Here is a 20,409-nt window from a genome sequence, read left to right as displayed (position 1 = left end):
AGGCGGTGAATGGGGAGAACGGATATGAACTTGCGCATGAAGCTGGCCATGGCCTTTCTGCTGCTGATCATTGTACCGATGTGCGGACTGGGGATCGGGATGTTTCTGGTCACCTCACATACGATTGAGAAAAAATACAACCAGCAGGCCGAATACGCCCTTCAGGCCATCAGCTACAATATCGAGAACGTTTTTCAGCAGATTAACAATGTCACCGATAACGGAATCGCCACGTCGGTATTTCAAATGGCACTTAACGCCAAGGACCCGACCAAACAGGATCTCGGAACCGGTAACCAGTTGTCGCTTAATGCCAGCCAGCGCAATTTTCGTTCCCTTCTATATAACTATCCGTTTATCAGCTATGCTTTCTTGTATGATTTGCGTTCATCCCAGAACAATCAGATCGTCTCCATATTCACCAAGGAAAATTTTGAAGCGCTTCCATTTCGACAGTTCAAGGTTCATCCCTTATTCCAGGAAATCCAGCAGCTTAACGGTGTGCCCAAATGGCTTGCACCACTTGAGTATCCCGAACTTACCGGCGTCGATCCTGTCTTTACGCAGATCAGGCTGGTGAAGGAGCTCAGTTATTTTCAAAATATCGGTATTCTTGTTGTTCAGATCAAAAAGGGAGAGATCGATCGGATCTTCCGACATCTGCAGATTAGCGATTCCGCACAAAATACATCCTTTCTATTAATGAATGAAGAAGGTTTGATCGTCTATGACCCTACCGGCCGGTACAGCGGGGAGAAGATGGAGAACCTCGGTGTCAACACAGTCAGTTACGGGCCCGGCTTCAGCAGCATTCGGACGGTATTTGACGGCACGGAGAGCATCCTGTCCCAGTATCATCTGAAAAACTACGGCTGGAGTTTAATCAGCGTAACTTCATGGGAAGCGCTGTCCGCTGAAACGAATGTGTTTGCAGGCTGGTCGGTCATTATCATTCTGGTTTGCCTTCTTGCGGCAATGGTCTTCAATTTGTTTTTCATGAACCGTATTACCGGCAATATTGCGGTATTAGTCCGCTTCATGCGGCGAGTGGAGGATGGTGACTTTAGCGCACGGGTGAAGGGAACAGGGTTCGATGAGATGCAGCTTCTAGCCCATGGATTTAATGAACTGCTGGACCGGATCGGAAGCTTGTTTCGTCGTGTGCGGGCAGAGCAGCAGCAGAAGGCCAAGGCTGAACTGCGTGTGCTGCAGGCTCAGATCAAACCACACTTCCTGTTCAATACATTGGAGTCGATCAACGGGCTGGCCATGCGTGGAGAAGGACGGAAAGTCAGCGAAATGGTGAACCGTCTCGGCAATATTCTTCGGATCAGCATTCAAGATCAGGAGGAAATAGCACTGGGCGAGGAAGTAAGGCATCTCCAGAGTTATCTTGAAATACAACAATACAGGTTCAGTGATTTGTTTACGTACGAAATAGATATTCCTGCTCATTTGTACACATCCTTCGTACTTAAACTGACGTTGCAGCCATTAGTAGAAAATAGCATCCAGCATGGCTTCGAGGGCATTGAGTACAAGGGAGTGCTTCGGATCCGTGCATTCGAGGATCGCCATAATCTGGTACTGCGGGTGGAGGATAACGGACTTGGCATTCCCCAGGAAATATTGGGGAGATTCGAGTACATGGCAGAGGACCCTCCGGTACATCCGCATGCAAATGAAGGGGAGCAGTCCCCGTCTTCAATGGCCGAGCGCCGCGGGCTGGGTTTACGAAGTGTGGCGGATCGGATACGAATCCGATATGGGGCAGGATACGGCATATTTATCTGTTCAGCTCCAGGCCACGGGACAGTGATTCAATGCATAATTCCACGATATGAGCAGGGGGATGCCTAGATGAATCTGACCGCAATGCTAGTTGATGACGAACTGCCGATTTTGGAAAATTTGAGCTTGATCCTGCCCTGGGAGGACATGGGGATTGAACTTGCGGGCACGGCCAGAAGCGGGGCTGAAGCGCTGGATAAAGCGGCTGATTGTCATCCGGACATCATGCTGTGCGATATTCGCATGCCTGCCATGGATGGTTTGGAGCTTATTCGAATACTGCGCGAACGGGGCGAGTCATGTGAAATTATTTTGCTGACCGGATACCAGCAGTTTGAATATGCCCGAACGGCCATCCGCTACAACGTACATGAATACATATGCAAACCGATTGATTACTTGGATTTGGAGAACAAACTGCGCGAGTTAACCGAACAGATTCATAAGAAGCGCAGGGCAAGCGAGTTTGAGCACCATCGTCATGTAGAGATGGAAAACTGGATCAGACATAAACATGTGACCGACTTACTGCGGGGTGAAAAGGGAATTTCTCCGTGCTGCTCTGTGCCGTCAACAGAAGGGCTGTGCTCTTCTGATCGCTATATTCTCATCCTTGTGAATGCGGAAGGTTACTTCCGCCATTCCATCGGCTGGTCTGCTGACCAGCATCAGCAATGGCATGATGTGATCAATGCCAGTCTTGCAGATTTAACGGAAGCCATGGAAGAAAGCATGATTATTGCCGTACGCAAAGGGGAATGGGGGATTCTGCTGAAGGCTGCGACCGGATGGGAGCAGCAGGCAGATGAATTGGAACAGCGTATCCGATGGAGGCTTAATGCCATGTTTGCCAAAGACCCGGCAATGAAGGCAAGAACGATTCGGGACGATCAGCCCGTGCGTTTGGATCAACAGATTACCGAGCGATACCTGCACTGTCAGCGCAGGTTGATGATTTCATTCGAAACCGGCGATGAGACGAGGTCGCTACCCACTTCCGCTCACCCCATCTTACGGCCAAACGACGAAGCATTCCAAAAGGCGGCGTGGGTGACCAAAGAGGACCTCGATCTGCTGACTCGCTGTATTCGGCAGGGGAACAAGCAGGGGGTGTTCAATCTGCTGCATTCCCTTAAGCAGCAGCTGAACCAAACTAAATTTTCATCGGACAGCATAGGTGAAAGCAATATTCGATTTTTGCTCGTACACATGCTGGGAGAGTTGAGGGAGGTTCATGCGCTTGCCGAACAGGAAGAAAAGCAGTTCTGGGACGCGCTGCAAATGGCAGCCTCCATGAAGGAATTGATCGAACTGGCGGAAGCGATCGCCCATGTCTGGCATAACAAACAAGGCACGTCACGTCCTTCGACTTCAGATTTGATAAAGTCTGCATGTGATTATATGGACACACATCTGGACCGTGATCTTGGCATCGATGAGGTTGCAGATTGGCTGGGAATCAGTTCAAGCTACTTTTGTCAGCTGTTCAAAAGCCATGCAGGAGTCACATTTGTTGAATATTTGACCCATAAACGGATGGAGAGCGCAGCGCACTTATTGAGTACAACGGAGTGGAGCATTACAGCGATCGGGGAAGCCACGGGGTATAAAGAACGGCGTTATTTCTCCAAAGTATTTCACAAACATTTTCATATGAAGCCATCGGAATACAGGCAGAGCAAGAGAGCAGCTACTTCATTGGAGGAGGGAATGCTTTCATGAGACCATGGGACAATTTCACGCTGGAGCAGAAGGTCGGCCAGCTGTTTATGTGCGGCTTTCATGGACAGCGAGCGGATGCACAGATCACCCGTTTAATCCAGGACTACCATGTTGGGGGTGTCATTTATTTCAGGCGCAATGTGGAGAGCGTGGAACAATTGACCCGCTTGTCTGCCGAATTGCAAAGGATGGCCGCTAAAAGCAGTGAACTGCCGCTTATGATCTCGGTGGATCAGGAGGGCGGCATGGTTGCCAGAATCGATAAAGACGGCGTGACCAGAGTACCGGGTAATATGGCGCTAGGGGCGACAGGCAACCCGGATTACACGTATCAATGTGCACGGATTCTAGGGGATGAGCTGAAGCGGATTGGAATCGATATGAACCTTGCACCAGTCCTCGACGTGAACAATAACGCGCTAAATCCGGTGATTGGAGTGAGATCCTATGGGGAAAACGCGGAGAAGGTGGCCGCTCATGGTGCGGCAGCCATTACAGGATATCAGTCGCGGGGCATAGCCGCAACAGCGAAGCATTTTCCAGGGCATGGAGATACGGCCGTGGATTCTCATCTCGGCATGGTAACCGTTCCCCATGGGCGGGAGAGACTGGAACAGGTAGAACTGCTGCCTTTTCGCCAGGCCATTGAGGCGGGCGTGGATGCCATTATGACAGCACATGTCATTTTTCCGGCGATCGAACCAGAGCCGATTCCCGCAACGTTGTCCCGCAGCGTATTACATGGTTTATTGCGCAAAGAAATGGGGTTCGAAGGAATAATCATCACAGATTGCCTGGAGATGCATGCCATCTCCAAACCGTATGGAGTTGCGAAGGCGGCTGTCCGTGCTGTGAAGGCAGGAGCGGATTTGATCCTGGTCAGTCATACCCTTGACGAACAGATCGCAGCCATAGAGGCAGTGGCAGAAGCGGTTCGCCACGGAGAAATCGACGAGCAGATCATTGACCAGGCGCTGGAGCGTGTCGTGAATTGGAAGCTAAAACGCTGTGGCGATCAACCAAGCGAACCATCGAGTATGACAGATTCGTTTTCATCCGTCCCGCACGATGTACTGTTACACGAAATTGCGTGCCAGAGCATCACCGTGGTACATAATGACGGTTTACTGCCCTTAAAACCCGAACAAAACGTGTTCGTTATATGGCCCGAGGTCGTACAGCGAACAGAGGTGGATGAGCCTTGGTCCCATTCGGATTCGCTTGGTAGGGTGCTTGGGCAATTCAGGAATCATGTCCGCGAGTATAAAATAACGACCCAGCCGTCCTATGATGAAGCAGAACGAATTTTGCAAAGCGTGATAAAGGGAGACCAAGTCATCGTATGCACCTATACCTCGGCAGGAGTTCTTCCCAAAGGTCAGCGCAACATAATCGAACGGCTGAGTGAGGAACATTCATTGATTGTCGTAGCTTTGCGTAATCCCTATGATCTGTTCGAAATTCCCCGGCCGGGAGCTTACGTGTGCACATATGAAAATACGCCTGCCGTGGTACGTGGAATCTCCCTTTTGATTACGGGCGAATTGAATCCGAGTGGAAGCTTGCCCGTCCGATTAAGTTAACATGGAAGGCAAGGACAAACCTTTCCGTTATGTGGTGAAGTTCATCCATATAGCGGCTAGGTTTTTTTTGATGGATGAAGCTATGAATGCAATGAAATGATAGCTAACTATTTTCATAGTGTTATCGCTCTATTAAAACTTTACATTTCTAATCAAATAATTTTAGCAACTTTTCCCGGTCGCCCGCGTCTAATAGTATGACTTTTTGAGGGGGATAATATTACTTGGGAGCAGAAGGAGCCAAAGAAAAAGAATGAATTTGAAGAAAAAATTGTCCATATTTACCGCTTTAGCTGTTTTTCAAGCATTTGCAGTCGGTTCGGTGAATGCGCAACCAGCAGCTCAAGGCGATGCAGAACCAGTTCATACTGCCAAAGTAAAATCCGTAGAGGTTATCAAGAAAGAACAGCCGCTTGCCGAGAGTGAGGTCAAGACAGGGAGCAGCGACGCTTCCAACAGTGCTCAGTCCACTGAAGGCAAAGAAACTTCTACAACAACCGAAACAGCACCGACAACTGAAACAACGCCAACAACCGGAACAACACCAACCAAAGAAGTTACGCCAACAACACCAGCAACAGGTGTGGATACACCAACCACAGATGGGGAAACATCAGCGACTGAACCTGATCCGGATGCTGCGGACCAAGAAGACGGCAGCGCAGAGGACGTCGAGACTCCAACGACCCCTGTTCAGGCCGAGCAACCTTCTGCAGGAGGAACGTCTTCCGGAACATCAGGCGGTGATCTGACGCTGTACATGAACAGCAACAAAATGGAGCAAGACGGAAAGACGTATTTGGCTGGGCAGCCCATGACGGTCAAAAACGGCGTGTCGTATGTTGCCATTCGGGCATTGGTAGACCGTGTAGGATATGAAGTCAAATATGACAACACCACCAAGGAAACGATCATTATTAGCGGCGAAAGCGAGCTTCGTTTCAAAACGAACAGCACGGTCTACACCGTAAATGGCGAGTCCAGAACGATGAAAGGCCCTGCCTATCAGCAAAAAAATACGTTCATGGTCCCGTTAACTTCCATTACGCAGGCCTTGAACATTACTTATAAAGTAAATCAGTCGGCCAAAACGGTTGTGCTGAATCTGAATACCAAACCGGTTGCAAGCTTCAAGATTTCCCAAAAGGAAATTTTTGCAGGTGACAAGGTAGATTACGTGACATCCTCCAGTTCTCCGAAGGGGTTGAACATTGTTGACGAACGCTGGACCGGCCGTCAGGAATCGTTCGATCAGCCCGGCACGTATACGATTACTTATGAAGTTCAGGATTCGAGCGGTCAATGGAGCGACCCGTATTCCGTGACCATTCAAGTACAGAAACCAAACCTGCCTCCTGTCGCCATGTTCGAGACCGACAAGGAAGAGTACAAGATGGGCGAAAAAATCACGTATATCGACCAAAGTACGGATGATGAAAACGCCATCGAAAAAGTGGAATGGGATAACAATGCACTGGCCTTCTTCGTTCCAGGTCCCAAAACGGTGACCATCACCGTTACGGACAAACACGGTGAAACCGACACATACAGCAAAGTCATTACAATTACCAATGAGACGTTGTATACTCTTTCTGATTTCAATCAGCTTTTCACCCCGGTAGGACAGAAATTCGTCTTTAACGGCGGCGATGTGCCTGCCATGGAAAAAGTGCCTTATACGTATACAGACGAACCAAGCCTGCTGATCCGCAGCAACAGTCCGGAAACGGTGAATTCCGAAGGTATTGTATATAAAGAGTCTTCTTTCGGTCAGACCCGCTTCATGATTCACCATGTAAACAACACGGGGAAAGCCGTTAAAATGTATGTTGTCGCAACGAACAACAACGCGTATACGGCGCAACTCGAACAGCAAAACATGGGCTTTGCGGGACCTTCCCCAATCGCTACGGCCGCAGGGAAATTGTCCATTGACCGATGGTTCCAGTCGATGCAGGAAGGTAAGGATCAAAAGAAAATCTATATTGAGCCTGGCGACAGCAAGCTGATTTTGACGGAGCTTAGTGCGCTGCCGATGAAACAAGGACAAGTTATTTCGCTCTATTCGGACGTATTCAGTGATTATCAACTCGACTATAACGTCATCATGATCGATGCAAACAAAGATCCGATGGAAGCTTTGGCTACATTGCCTGTGCTTGACCGCGACGGCGTTCATAACCGTGGTACGTATCCGAATGCTACACGGGTTATTACCTACGATGAGCCAATCGGTGCCAAACCGTCCCGCATGCCGCTTGGCGATAATGCAAGCGATCCGAATCTGGTCGGAACGGATCCGATGGCTTACACGGATGCGTCCAATGCAGGCAACTTTGGCGTGTTATACAAAATTACGCTGAACAACGTTGCTCCACGGACGTTGATTTCCCTGAACCCTCGCGGAGGCAAATACTCCGGCGTTGCCCTGGTCAATGGTCAGGTTGTACAGATTGCGCAAAGCAGCTCCGTTAGCGCGCCGAATGAACAAAGCGTGCTTTATCGCACCGGATCTTATGGAGAGAGCGTAACGATTCTGTTCTCTGCCGCACCGGGTAGCAATCTGCCGGTTAACTTGTTGTTCACACCGCTTCCAGAAGAGAAAAAATAACAATTTTTATATAAACCGCAAAAAACATACACACGTTAACGGAGAGTCAGGAGCAATCTGGAGAAGCGAAGCGGTCGCCTTTATCACCGGATTTTCCCTTCTAGAGAAGGGGAATCAAAAAAATCTGGGGATAACAGCGATCGGAAGATGGTGCTGCACTCGTAGTGGCCTTGTGTGATTGATTAGTGCGGTTTATATAGATGGACCGGAAAACGGACGGTTTGGAGTGAGAGCTTATTATCGTATACCCTGTCACCCCAAAAGTCGCCCGAACAGAAACTTGTTCTAAACCGTCATGGAAGGACTCCGCAAGGAGTCCTTTTTCGTAGGTTTGCAGTCGGCTGAATGCACATATTCCGTCTGTGCATAGATACGCTCATGCGAGGTTTCCTCAGGGAAGTTCATGCTGGATGATCGATCGGGCGGCTGGCTGCTTTCGTTGACTCGAAGCGAAATTTGAGGCATTATTAGTAGTAAGAAAATACAAGCGGCCATTTGCATCGGTTACAGCACCGCTCTGTCGGCTTTGCTTGAACCCATTGCATGAGCATATGTATGGCAGGAGGTGTTGCAGGTCATGCTGACAACAGAGCAGATTATTAGCACGATGTCCTCGCAGGGGCTTCGCATCACGGATCAGCGGAAAACGCTGGCCAGGTTGTTTGCCGAATCTCCCGGTTTTTTGACACCGAAGGACGTTTATGAATATATGAGCAAAAACTATAGCGGACTCAGCTTCGACACGGTGTACCGCAATTTGCGGGTGATGCAGGAATTGGGTGTACTGGAGCAGATTATTTTTGAGGACGGGGTGAAGTTCCGCGCCCATTGCAGCGAGGATCATCACCATCACCATATGATTTGCCTGAAATGCCAAAAAACATATCCGATCGTATTTTGCCCCATGCAGCTTGCGGATGCGCCGGAACAATTTCAGGTTGTGGATCATAAATTCGAAGTGTTCGGGTATTGTAAAGATTGTGCGGAGCATGCTCCGGCCAAAGCGGTTTCGGGACATTCTCACGGGAAGCATTAACTATGAAGCTGACGCGAAAAATGGCACAGGCGCCCATTCGGGTATATCGCAGCTACATTTCTCCGCTCAAGCCGCCGACCTGCCGTTTTTATCCGACATGTTCGGCGTACGCGATGGAGGCCATTGAGGTGCATGGCGCCTTAAAAGGATCATGGCTGGCCGCAAAGCGCATCGCCAAATGTCATCCGTTTCATCCGGGCGGCGTGGATTTGGTCCCGCCGAAAGCGGACAAATCCGTCATAGCTTCTTCCAAATAGTCTGCAGCCGACTTGACAAAAGGGGCAGCGTTTCAGTATATTTCATGTATAATAATTTCCAGTGAAGGGATAAGTACAGACACACCCCCAGCGCAGAGAGCCGGAGAAGCTGAGAACCGGTCTGGGAGGAGGATGGAAAATGGTCCTGGAGGGACCTCTTTCGAGCATGCAGTGCGGGATTAACCGCTTGCTGTAAGATTGGGGCGTGATCCAGCGTTAATGGACGGTCTGAGGACCGACAGAGCCCGTGGTTTGCGAAAAGCGCGGGGAATTTGGGTGGTAACACGTGAGAACAACTCGCGTCCCATTGGGGCGGGAGTTTTTTTGTGTTCTTTAAACCGAAAAGGAGGCAAATCAGCCATGGCTGAACAAAAAACGTTTTATCTGACGACACCAATCTATTATCCAAGCGATAAGCTGCACATCGGGCATGCTTATACGACGGTGGCGGGCGATGCGATGGCCCGGTACAAACGTCTGCGCGGATACGATGTCCGTTATTTGACGGGCACGGATGAGCATGGACAAAAAATCGAACAAAAAGCGCAAGAGAAAGGCCAAACGCCGCAAGCTTTCGTCGATGGCATCGTAGCAGGCATCAAGGATCTGTGGAAAAAGCTGGACATCTCTCACGACGACTTTATCCGTACCACGGAAGAGCGTCACAAAACGGTGGTGCAGGACATTTTCGACCGTTTGCTGAAACAGGGCGACATTTATAAAGGAGAGTACGAAGGCTGGTACAGCATTCCGGACGAAACCTATTATACGGAAACCCAGCTGGTGGACGTGGAGCGGAACGAGCAGGGCGACATTGTTGCCGCGAAAAGCCCGGACAGCGGTCATCCGGTGGAATTGGTGAAAGAAGAATCCTACTTCTTCCGGATGAGCAAATATGCCGATCGTTTGCTGCAATTTTATGAGGAGAACCCTGGCTTCATTCAGCCGGAGTCCCGCAAAAACGAAATGATCAACAACTTCATCAAGCCTGGCTTGGAGGATTTGGCCGTCTCCCGGACGACGTTTGAATGGGGCGTCAAAGTAAAAGGCGACCCGAAACACGTCGTATACGTATGGATCGATGCGCTGTCCAACTATATCACGGCACTGGGCTACGGCTCCGCCGATTCGTCGCTCTACGACAAGTTCTGGCCGGCGGACGTACATTTGGTCGGTAAAGAGATCGTACGTTTCCATACGATCTATTGGCCCATCATGCTGATGGCGCTTGACCTGCCATTGCCGAAAAAGGTATTTGCGCACGGTTGGCTGCTGATGAAGGACGGTAAAATGTCCAAATCCAAAGGCAATGTGGTTGACCCGGTTACGCTGATTGACCGTTACGGTCTGGATGCGCTGCGATACTACCTGCTGCGCGAAGTTCCATTCGGTTCGGACGGCACCTTTACGCCGGAAAGCTTCGTGGAACGCGTCAATTCCGATTTGGCGAACGACCTTGGCAACCTGCTGAACCGTACCGTAGCGATGGTTGATAAATATTTCGGAGGCAAAGCACCGGCATTTGCTTCCGGCGTAACCGAATTCGATGCTTCTCTTGAAGAAGCGGGCCATGCGGCCGTGGAAAAAGTGGAGCAGGCGATGGAAAATCTGCAGTTCTCCGTTGCGTTAACGGCAATCAGCCAATTTGTAAGCCGCAGCAACAAGTACATCGACGAGACGCAGCCGTGGGCGTTGGCTCGTGACGAAGAGAAACGCAGCGAACTGGCTTCGGTCATGTCCCATCTGATCGAAAGCCTGCGCATCGCTTCCATCTTGCTGCAACCGTTCCTCACGCGTGCACCGCGTAAAATTTGGGAACAGCTCGGCATTCAGGAAGGCGAGCTTACCGCTTGGGATACGACCAAGCAATGGGGACTGATCCCGGCAGGGAATGCGCTGCAAAAGGGAGATCCGATTTTCCCGCGCCTGGATGCAGAACAGGAAGTGGCTTACATTTCCGAAGCCATGACCGGCGGCAAAAAGGCGGATGCACAGCCTGAGGCGCCGCAAGCAAACACAGCGGCTGAAGCCGTGGAGGCACCGGAGAGCAAAGAAGAGATCGGCATCGATGACTTCGCGAAAGTCGAGCTGCGCGTAGCGCAGGTTATCGCCTGCGAGCCCGTCAAAAAAGCGGATAAATTGCTGAAGCTGCAGCTGGACCTCGGTTATGAGCAGCGTCAGGTCGTATCCGGTATCGCGAAGTTTTATTCGCCGGAAGACATGGTCGGCCGCAAAGTCATTTGCGTAACGAACCTGAAACCGGTGAAGCTGCGCGGCGAGCTGTCCCAAGGCATGATTTTGGCGGCATCGCATGGCGATCAGCTTACGCTTGCTACCGTTCCTGACAGCATGCCCAATGGCGCACAAGTAAAATAACGGAACAGCATGCTTGTATGCATAAATAAATATGGCAGCCGTATGTGCTGCATGAAAGTGACCCGATTCGTCGGGTCACTTTTTTCATCATTTTTTTAAGCAAGAAAGGGGCCATGAAGGGGGACAACCAGGCATAGACTGATAAAAGCTCCGCAGATCTGGATAGAATGAAAAGGAGAGCACGCTTGACAACGGTGGGTAGGTTACCTATAATTCTATCAGTAATGTTTACGATTAAGTGATGCGGAGTGATAGAAAAAATGAAATTTTTGAGAGAAAAACCGTCATTGATTCAGGCGACTGCCCGGCGCAAAGGCAAGCGGTCTCGTCTGCTTTGGAGCAGTTTGCTGGTTATGAGTTTGCTAATCTTGTCCGCTTGTGGGCAAAACAGCTCCAATAGTGCCAAAATCGAAGAAGGCAAAGTCAACGTCGTAACGACGTTTTATCCGGTGTACGCTTTTACGGCTGCGATCGGCGGAGATGATGCGAACGTGATCAACTTGCTGCCAACCGGGGTAGAGCCGCATGACTGGACGCCAAAGAGCCAAGATATCGTCAACACGTCCAAAGCCCAGCTTTTCTTATATAACGGTGCCGGGCTTGAAGGATGGGTGCCGAATTTCCTCAAGTCGCTGGATAGCGACTCCAAGGTTAAAGCGGTGGCGGTCAGCGACGGCGTGGATCTCTTGATGGCGGAAGGCGACGATGGCCACGATCATGGTGCGGAACAATCGGAAGAACACGCTCATGAGGATGAACATGCCGACGAACATACAAACGACGCGGGGTCAGAAGAGGTAGACAGTCATCATATCGACCCTCACACATGGGTGAGTCCGAAATCAGCCTTGATCATGGCCGAAAATATCAAAAACAGCCTTGTGGAAGCAGATCCTGCTCACAAAGAAGGCTACGAGCAGCGTTACAAAGCGCTTCAAACCAAATTGGCAGCACTGGATCAACGATTTGCCGACGAGCTTTCCAAAGTGCCGAACAAGGAAATCGTCGTATCCCATCAGGCGTTTGGTTATCTGGCACGCGATTACGGCCTGACACAGCATGCGATCATGGGACTGTCCCCGGACGCTGAGCCGACGGGTCAGGATATCGTGAATCTGTCTAAGCTTGTAAAGGAAGAAGGCATCAAGTACATTTTCTTCGAGGAACTGGTATCCGACAAACTGGCCAAAACGTTGGCTGGCGAAGCCGGCGTGGAAACGATGGTCTTGAACCCGGTAGAGGGGCTGACGAAAGAGCAGGCAGCAAGCGGAGACGATTATTTCACTTTAATGGAGAAAAATTTGCAAAATCTCCTGATCGCATTAAAATAAGATAGACTGGGATTCGTCCGAATCCTGAAATAGAAAGAAAGGGTGGCTTTGCCATGCAGCAACTCATGCCACTATGTCATGATCCCATCATCGAAATCGAGCAATTGTCGTTTTCCTATGGTGAACAGAAAGTCATTGAACATTTGAATTTCATGGTGCAAGAACGGGACTTCGTGGGCATCATCGGATCGAACGGCGCCGGCAAAACAACGCTGCTGCGTATGTTGGTCGGGCTTCTGCCGCCTGCGAAAGGCGACATTAAGTTGTTCGGCCAGTCCATTCGCAAATTCAAGGATTGGCAGCGCATCGGATATGTTCCGCAAAAAAATGCTTTCAATCCATTGTTTCCGGCAACGGTGCGAGAGGTTGTCATGTCCGGCCTGTACAACAACAAAAACATGTTTCGCCGCATGACACGCCAGGCCAACCAGCAATGTGCGGATGCCATGCAGGTCATGCGAATCGAGGACATTGCGCACAAACGGATTGGACAGCTCTCTGGCGGGCAGCAGCAGCGCGTGTTTCTGGCGCGGGCGCTCATCAACCGTCCGGATCTGCTTGTTCTTGACGAACCAACCGTGGGGATTGACGCGGAGTCCCAGGATACTTTTTTTGAACTGATTACCCATATGCATGAGCATCACCGGATGACTTTCCTTATGGTCTCCCATGACATGAACCGAATGGAAAATTATCTAGGTTCGCAGCCGGCGGTAACGAACGGTAAAATTCATTTTCATGTTCGTCACTCGCATGAGGTGGAGGATTGCGCGGAAACCAATCTGCAGCATACGACGGCGCAGGTGCGGTAAACGGCAGTTGTCCGCCAGAATAGAGCAAGGCCGAAGGAGTCGTGTACGTTTTGGAAATTTTAATGAGTGATTTTTTTCAGCGGGCATTGGCAGGCGGGTTGCTGATTGGCATCACCGCCCCGCTGATTGGATTGTTTCTGGTATTGCGCCGTCTATCCATGATCGGAGATACGCTCTCTCACGTTACGATTGCCGGGGTTGCCCTCGGTTTTTTGATTGAGGTATATCCGATTGCGGTAGGGCTTGTGTTTGCGGTGCTTGCCTCATTTGCGATTGAGAAATTGCGCAAGGCTTACAAAAGCTATGCGGAATTGTCCATCGCGATTATTATGTCCGGCGGCGTGGCGCTGGCCTCGCTGTTCTTTACGCTTGGCAAGGGATACAATACCGATGTGATGAGTTATCTTTTCGGAAGCATCTATACGCTGGATGCAACCGACCTGAAGCTGGTCGGCATCGTTACGTTGATTGTCGTTGTCATCGTTGCCTTGCTTCATAAGGAGTTTTTTCTGCTTAGCTTTGAAGAGGATGCAGCGGCAGTGACGGGATTGCCGGTTCGTGTGCTGAACATGCTGATTACGGTCATGACGGCATTGGTCATTAGCACAGCCATCAAAATCGTGGGTGCTTTGCTCGTATCTGCGTTGCTGACCATACCGGTTGCCGTCAGTTTGTTGATGGCAAGAAGTTTCAAGTCGGCAATAGTATTGTCCGTGGTCATCGGTGAGATTGCCGTGGTCATTGGATTGGTTGTAGCAGGGATCTGGAACCTGGCACCGGGTGCTACGATTGTACTGCTGTTGATTATGATGCTGATCATGACGATGGTCGCCAAAAAGGGATTCCGTGCCTGACGCTTGAACGTGATCAAATGTGCAATTGGCAAGTGAGCTTCCACAGAAGGGAGACATTCGCTTCATGCCTGATGTTAACGTATGGCTGGCTTTCATAGCCGGATTTGCATCATTTATATCCCCTTGTTGTTTACCTCTGTATCCGTCATATCTTTCCTATATCACCGGCATGACGGTGCAGCGCCTGAAAGATGAGCGCAACCAGCGCGAAGTTCGCATGAAAACGATGACGCACACGCTGGCGTTCATTTTAGGTTTTTCGGCGGTATTTTATTCGCTTGGATTGGGTGCAGGGCTGTTCGGACGTTTTTTCAATGATAATCGCGAGCTCATCCGGCAGCTATCCGCCATTCTGATCATGTTGATGGGGTTATTCCTGCTTGGGGTGTTCAAACCGCAGTTTCTGATGAAAGAGCGCAAGCTGGAGTTGAAATGGAAACCTGCGGGATATGTAGGGTCTTTTGTATTCGGCATTGGCTTCTCTGCAGGATGGTCCCCGTGTATCGGCCCCATTTTAACGGCAATCATTGCGATGGCTGCAAGTGAACCGACGACATGGTTTGCGTTGATTACCGGTTATACGGTCGGATTTGCCGTTCCGTTTTTTGTTCTTGCTTTTTTTATCGGCTCGACCCGCTGGATTTTGCGTTATTCCAATGCGATGATGAAAGTGGGCGGGGCGTTAATGCTGTTCCTTGGCATATTGCTGTTCACTGACCAGATGACCAAGATTACGATTTGGCTGCAGCAGATTACGCCGGATTGGATGATTATTTAAGGGGAAAGTCTGGTGATAAATGCGAAGCGTATGCTTTCGATGGAGCTTTCTTACAGAAAGCTTTTAGCTTCGCTTCTTCAGATTGGTTCTGCCTCTCCGTGATCGTGTAAATGCCTAGTTCAACTTATATAGCCATAGGTTGAGGTGAAAGCCCTATGAACATCGGATGCGATCCGGTTCATGGGGCTTTTTTGGTTGGATGCGAAACAGTCAAGTGAAATAGTCGATGTTGGCTAATGGAAAATGTTCAAAAATTCGCTCCGTAATGAATTCGCGCAGCGCGTCCTGCTGGTCGTCTTTGTAGACGTATTTATACTGCCCCCAACGGCCCCATTTCATTTTGCGTTTTTCGATATCCATTTCAAGTTTGGTTTTGGGGTAACGTTTCTCGATCGTGGCTTTGGCCGTTTTGGTGAAACGGTGCTGGATCATTTCAAAGGTAAGATTGCTGGTCGCCTCCTCAGGGAGGGTATCCGCGAGCTTTTGCAGCAATTCGGCGTAGCCTTTCTCCCAGCCGTCGTACCAAATAATTGGAGCGATAATAAAACCGAGCGGATAACCGGCATGGGCAATTTTCCCTGCAGCTTCGATTCGTTCTTCGAATCTGGAAGTTGCGGGTTCGAAATTTTTAATAACGTAATCGGCATTAACGCTGAAACGAATGCGGGTATGGCCGTTATGCTTAATATCCAGCAGCGGTTCAACATGATGGTACTTGGTCACAAAACGCAAGCGTCCGTATGGTTCGTCAGCCATGAAACGAATCAGGTCCCCCAAATTTCCCGTAATATGCTCCAGGCCCACCGGATCGGATGTACAGGCTGCCTCGAAGCGGGTAATTTCAGGTGCTCGTTCGTCGATATAACCCTTCGCTGCCTGGATGATTTCCTCGGTATTTACATAGACCCTTACATATGGCTTGGCCCCCAAGGTAGTTTGCAGGTAACAATAATGGCAATGGCCCATACATCCTGTCGAAATCGGAATGGCATACTCCGCTGAAGGTTTGGATTGGTCAAATTTCAGCGTTTTTCGTACGCCCACAACGAGTGTGCGTTTGGCCATGCGATATTTTTCCTGCTCCGTCTCTCCCGGTAAATTCGTAATTCTGTTATGGGAAGTGGTCATTTGGTAAGGGATGTCTTGGGACTTGACCCACTCCATGATGCATTTTCCTTTGTCGTATTCCAGCGCGCCGGGTTCAAAATAGACCAAATCGGGAATAAAGGGTTTAGTCCCCTTTGCCTTCCGGACGGGAGGAGACGCTGTGCTCGTACTCATAAGGTTGGTTTGCTCCTTTCATGGCTGGCTGCCAAGATTAGTTTGGGTTATTTTGTGCAGATGCACGCATGCCAAATACTTGAGCGGTTTTTGCGTTCATGGTGGGCAGAAGGATGGATTGCATGGTTCAGGGTCGCGCAGGACTTGCCAATGCGCATTGATAACATGTATCATTAAAGGATAGGGACCAGGCGCGAATCGTGTCGTGTGTCGGTCAGAGAGAAGAGAGGGAAGCAGATGCCAACGCCCAGTATGGAAGATTATTTGGAGCGTATATACAAACTCATTGATGAAAAGGGCTATGCTCGCGTATCCGATATCGCTGAAGGATTGGAAGTGCATCCTTCTTCGGTGACGAAGATGATCCAGAAGCTGGACAAGGACGAGTACCTGATTTATGAAAAGTACCGTGGATTGGTACTGACTCCAAAAGGGAAAAAGATGGGCAAGCGATTAATGGAACGTCATCATTTGCTGGAGGAATTTTTGACGACCATCGGCGTGCAGGAAGAGAACATTTACAAAGACGTTGAAGGCATCGAGCATCATTTGAGCTGGGACTCGATTACATGCATCGAAACCTTGGTCGAATATTTCAGGCAGAACGAAAACCGCTTGAACGATCTCCGGAAATTGCAGGAAGTCATGAGCAACACCGAGTCCTAGTTCTGATCCGGAATAAGGAGCCGCTTCATCCATCATGCTGCAAGAACATAGGATGTCCCCGTGCCATTGGAGGCCGCGAGGGCATCCTTCGTTTTTTTGCCAGCATTTTATCCATTTATCGCAACTAAACGGTCACTTGACGCGTCTATTAAACTAGCAGAATTTTCCGCGAAAAAGGATATGATGGAGGATTGAATGGATGAAGTTTCGTAAGAGCCTGGTTATGCTGCTGATTTTTGTGTTGGGTTTGCAAACGGCAGGGCTGTCTGCTCAAGCAGCCGGTCAGAACATTGTGATTCATCTGGACGGGCAGCGTCTGGAGTCGGATGTGGCGCCTTATATTTTGCCCAAAGTGAATGTGACTATGGTGCCGCTCCGAGTTATTAGCGAAGGATTGGGAGCGTCCGTATTCTGGTCCCAAGCCACCAAAACGGTAACGATCAACAAGTCGGGCACGATCATTCAAATGACGAAGGGAAAACAGCAAGCAACGGTGGATAATGCGACGGTGAACCTGGATGCATCGGTTGAGGTGAAACAGGGGCGCGTAATGGTGCCGCTCCGGTTCGTCAGCGAAAACCTGGGCATTCGCGTGAACTGGACCCAGGCGACGCAGACGATTGATCTGTTCACGCTGACAAACGACTCCGGTTCGGAGACGACGCCTGATCCTACGCCGGTTACACCGGTCGATCCGGGCAATTCAGATCAATCGGGCAATGTGCCTGCAACCGACGAGATGCGCGGAGCATGGATTTCCACGGTGAATGGCGATTGGCCGTCATCCGGCGCAAAAGGCAATATCGAGAAACAGAAGCTGGATTATACGCAGCAGCTGGACCAATTAAAAGGTATGGGTATCAATGCGGTGTTCGTGCAAGTTCGAGCCAACGGGGATGCCATTTACCCTTCGGGTCTGGTGCCTTGGAACAGTGTGCTTACGGGAACGCAAGGCAAAGATCCGGGTTATGACCCGCTGGAATTCATGATTGAGGAGGCGCACAAACGCGGGCTTGAGTTCCATGCCTGGTTCAATCCGTTCCGCGCCACGAATTCGGCGAGCACAACGGGATTGGCGGCGAATCATGTATCCAAGCTTCATCCGGAGTGGATCGTCAATGCGGGAGGCAAGCTGTACATCAACCCCGGCATTCCGGAGGCAAGGCAGCATATCATCGATACGATTATGGAAGTGGTAAACCGGTACAATATTGACGGGGTGCACTTGGATGATTATTTCTATCCGTCCAACGTGACCTTCAATGATGATGCGGCATTCAGGACTTATAACACATTAAACACCAGTGATCGTGCCGAATGGCGCCGCGACAATATCAATCAGTTCGTGAAGCAGCTTGGCGAAAGCATTCATCAGGTGAATCCGAACCTGGAATACGGAATCAGTCCATTTGGCGTATGGCGCAATAAAGCGGTGGATGCGACGGGTTCAGACACCAAAGCAGGTGTAACCGCGTATGACAGCATGAATGCGGATGTGCGTACTTGGATCAAACAGGAATGGATCGATTACGTGGCTCCGCAAGTATATTGGAGCATGACGTTGAGCGCCGCACGTTATGACAAAGTCGTAGATTGGTGGGTTAACGAAGTCGCGAATACAAATGTCAAATTGTATATCGGACACTCCCCGTACAAAATAGGAACCACCGAATCGGGGTGGCAGACTTCGCAGGAAATCATCGATCAATTGGCATACAATGAACGATACAACGCCATTGGCGGAGATATTTATTTCAGCTCCCAATACTTGACGAAGGACCCGCTCGGTTTAATCGCAAGGTTGAAATCATATTACGGCTTGTAATGCATATTGACGACATATGACGGGCCCCTGTTCTCATACAGTGACAGTAGAACTATTGTTGCATGGGAACGGGGGTTTGTTTATGTTGATCAATGCGGTCTTTGAAGGCGGAGGAGTGAAAGGAATTTCACTCGCCGGGGCGGTGAAAAGCGCAGAAGATCATGGGGTGCAATTCAATCGCGTTGCAGGCACGTCATCGGGCTCGATCGTTGCGGCGTTGATTGCCGCGGGGTATAAAGCGGACGAAATGCGGGGGATTATTGAGAATACGCCATTTGCATCATTGCTGCGTCGTGCCCCGATTTTTGATGTGCGCTGGCTTGGTCCGGCGGCAAGGCTTTTTTTGAAAAAGGGACTGTACTCTGGCGAAGCCTTGGAAACATGGATTCGCAGCATGCTGCAGCAAAAGGACATTCGTTCCTTTGCCGACCTGCCCCCTGGCAAACTGAACGTCATTGCCTCCGACATTTCCGGCGGCAACATTTTGGTTTTGCCTGACGACATCAGCCGATTTGGCATCGAACCCGGCAATTTGGATGTTGCCAAAGCTGTGCGCATGAGCTGCAGCATCCCTTACTTTTTCGACCCGGTTGTCATTCGCAAATCGCCGGCATTCTCGAAAGGGCTGCCGTTCAGCCAACAATTTGTTTACGTCGTGGACGGGGGATTGCTCAGCAATTTCCCGTTATGGTTGTTTGAAGGTGAACGTTCGAAGCGGAGCGGGGAGATCATTCCGGTGGTCGGATTCAAAATGGTCGGCAAAACGGAGGGACAGCCTGCGACGATCAAGGGCCCGCTAAGCATGCTTCAAGCTTTGGTAGAAACGATGCTGACGGCTCATGATGAGCGTTACATCGAGCAGATCAACCGCTTCCGGACCGTTAAAATACCGACGCTTGGAATCAAGCCAACCCAATTCCGCTTAACCCCGGACGAAAGCTTGGCGTTGTACGAATCAGGGGTTGCTTCGGGCACCGACTTTTTCAACGGCTGGAACGTCAAGACATACGGGGAGCAATTAAACAAGGAACGGCGGAATTCGAGCAGCAAAGCAGTGCAGGGGACATTGCCCAAAGCCGCTCCCTCCAATAAATAAAAAGCAATGCTTCGCCTATGGGGCAAAAGCATTGCTTTTTCATGTTTCAAACGAATGTGTTAATGGAATTTCGGTACATCCTCATCGTTTTTTCCCTTTTGTCCCTGAATGACATGGAACGGGTAATCTTTGCGTTTACGCGTGGAGTGGCTCTTTCTGGCACTGTTCTGAGCATTGACCTTGGCCATCGTTTTCGCTGAAGGTTTGATCTTCGGCGTCTGTTTGCGTTGCCAGCGGCGGGGCGGAAATTTGTAGAGCAGGAATGCACCTCCCAAGACCACCACTGGAATCAAAATCTGGACGATGCTAGCGTTGGACAACCAGCTGAGTACTCCGAAAGCGGCGAGAACGATAAAAGCCCAAAATACGATCGCCTGCTTGTTCATATCA

Annotated in this window: 16 protein-coding genes; 14 read left to right on the top strand and 2 right to left on the bottom strand. The window is 50.0% G+C overall.

All coding sequences use genetic code 11. The annotated features are described in order from the left end of the window. The first annotated feature begins 24 nt into the window (after positions 1–24). From SNR34_RS20910 to SNR34_RS20860, 11 genes are all read left to right on the top strand, one after another. Positions 25–1,860, top strand: coding sequence for a cache domain-containing sensor histidine kinase (locus tag SNR34_RS20910; RefSeq protein ID WP_486180100.1), 1,836 nt, complete (start codon positions 25–27; stop codon positions 1,858–1,860). Continuing rightward, the gene (locus SNR34_RS20905; protein WP_486180099.1) at positions 1,861–3,513 is read left to right on the top strand and encodes a response regulator; all 1,653 of its coding nucleotides are present in this window, start codon (positions 1,861–1,863) and stop codon (positions 3,511–3,513) included. Beyond that, on the top strand, positions 3,510–5,096 hold the full coding sequence (nagZ, locus tag SNR34_RS20900) for a beta-N-acetylhexosaminidase (protein ID WP_486180098.1): 1,587 nt from the start codon (positions 3,510–3,512) through the stop codon (positions 5,094–5,096). Before SNR34_RS20905 ends, nagZ begins: the two co-directional genes overlap by 4 nt. Positions 5,097–5,349: 253 nt before the next feature. Next, entirely contained in the window at positions 5,350–7,707 is a 2,358-nt protein-coding gene (locus SNR34_RS20895) for a copper amine oxidase N-terminal domain-containing protein (protein WP_339273366.1), read from the top strand. 577 nt (positions 7,708–8,284) lie between these two features. After that, complete coding sequence (locus SNR34_RS20890; RefSeq protein ID WP_236420025.1) at positions 8,285–8,743, top strand: Fur family transcriptional regulator; 459 nt, start codon at positions 8,285–8,287, stop codon at positions 8,741–8,743. Positions 8,744–8,745: 2 nt separating this feature from the next. Continuing rightward, positions 8,746–9,000, top strand: a complete 255-nt coding sequence (yidD, locus tag SNR34_RS20885) for a membrane protein insertion efficiency factor YidD (protein ID WP_486180097.1) — start codon at positions 8,746–8,748, stop codon at positions 8,998–9,000. A gap of 360 nt (positions 9,001–9,360) precedes the next feature. After that, positions 9,361–11,376, top strand: coding sequence for a methionine--tRNA ligase (metG, locus tag SNR34_RS20880; RefSeq protein ID WP_486180096.1), 2,016 nt, complete (start codon positions 9,361–9,363; stop codon positions 11,374–11,376). Between the two features lie 260 nt (positions 11,377–11,636). Beyond that, on the top strand, positions 11,637–12,707 hold the full coding sequence (locus SNR34_RS20875; protein WP_486180095.1) for a metal ABC transporter substrate-binding protein: 1,071 nt from the start codon (positions 11,637–11,639) through the stop codon (positions 12,705–12,707). A gap of 53 nt (positions 12,708–12,760) precedes the next feature. Beyond that, positions 12,761–13,519, top strand: a complete 759-nt coding sequence (locus tag SNR34_RS20870; protein WP_486180094.1) for a metal ABC transporter ATP-binding protein — start codon at positions 12,761–12,763, stop codon at positions 13,517–13,519. 50 nt (positions 13,520–13,569) lie between these two features. After that, positions 13,570–14,373: a metal ABC transporter permease gene (locus SNR34_RS20865; RefSeq protein ID WP_236420017.1), complete on the top strand. Its 804-nt coding sequence runs from the start codon at positions 13,570–13,572 to the stop codon at positions 14,371–14,373. A gap of 64 nt (positions 14,374–14,437) precedes the next feature. Continuing rightward, a complete protein-coding gene (locus tag SNR34_RS20860) occupies positions 14,438–15,151 on the top strand; it encodes a cytochrome c biogenesis CcdA family protein (protein ID WP_236420015.1) in 714 nt (237 codons plus the stop codon). Positions 15,152–15,361: 210 nt separating this feature from the next. Here the strand turns inward: SNR34_RS20860 and splB are convergent, their stop codons facing one another. After that, positions 15,362–16,432, bottom strand: a complete 1,071-nt coding sequence (gene splB / locus SNR34_RS20855; RefSeq protein ID WP_486180093.1) for a spore photoproduct lyase — start codon at positions 16,430–16,432, stop codon at positions 15,362–15,364. 237 nt (positions 16,433–16,669) lie between these two features. On the opposite strand from splB, the gene mntR reads away from it, so the two are divergent. From mntR to SNR34_RS20840, 3 genes are all read left to right on the top strand, one after another. Next, positions 16,670–17,098: a transcriptional regulator MntR gene (gene mntR / locus SNR34_RS20850; RefSeq protein ID WP_236420010.1), complete on the top strand. Its 429-nt coding sequence runs from the start codon at positions 16,670–16,672 to the stop codon at positions 17,096–17,098. Between the two features lie 199 nt (positions 17,099–17,297). After that, entirely contained in the window at positions 17,298–18,923 is a 1,626-nt protein-coding gene (locus tag SNR34_RS20845; RefSeq protein ID WP_486180092.1) for a family 10 glycosylhydrolase, read from the top strand. Positions 18,924–19,005: 82 nt separating this feature from the next. Beyond that, positions 19,006–20,019, top strand: coding sequence for a patatin-like phospholipase family protein (locus SNR34_RS20840; RefSeq protein WP_486180091.1), 1,014 nt, complete (start codon positions 19,006–19,008; stop codon positions 20,017–20,019). Between the two features lie 59 nt (positions 20,020–20,078). Here the strand turns inward: SNR34_RS20840 and SNR34_RS20835 are convergent, their stop codons facing one another. Continuing rightward, a complete protein-coding gene (locus tag SNR34_RS20835; protein ID WP_236420004.1) occupies positions 20,079–20,405 on the bottom strand; it encodes an MraY family glycosyltransferase in 327 nt (108 codons plus the stop codon). Between the last annotated feature and the right edge of the window lie 4 nt (positions 20,406–20,409).

This window comes from Paenibacillus sp. XP01 (assembly GCF_057364885.1).
The sequence above is the reverse complement of the archived record's forward strand: the minus strand, read 5'-3'. Positions and strand labels throughout refer to the sequence as shown.